Source organism: Serratia sp. BW106 (assembly GCF_002607755.1).
Classification (GTDB): domain Bacteria; phylum Pseudomonadota; class Gammaproteobacteria; order Enterobacterales; family Enterobacteriaceae; genus Serratia; species Serratia proteamaculans.
The window spans coordinates 73,092-73,379 of record NZ_MCGS01000041.1 but is presented as its reverse complement, the minus strand read 5'-3'; the positions used below and the strand labels follow the sequence as shown (position 1 = coordinate 73,379).

Genomic DNA, 288 nt, shown 5'->3' with positions numbered 1-288 from the left:
CGGGCGGTGTCGGTTCCGGAAGATATTGCCGTGGTGATCATCAATTCCAACGTGAAACGTGGGTTGGTGGACAGCGAATACAACACCCGCCGCAAGCAGTGTGAAGAGGCCGCGCGCTTCTTCGGCGTCAAGGCGCTGCGCGACGTCAGCCCGGATCTGTTTTTCCCGATCCAGCATGAATTGGATCCGATCGTCGCCAAACGAGCGCGTCATGTGATCAGTGAAAACGATCGAACCCTGGCTGCTGCCGATGCGCTGGCCGCCGGTGATATGAAACTGATGGGTAAA

The 288-nt window shown here is 57.6% G+C and carries 1 pseudogene; it reads left to right on the top strand.

What is annotated here, in order from left to right:
• Positions 1-288, top strand: a pseudogene (locus BEI65_RS27275) (galactokinase); the annotation flags it as partial.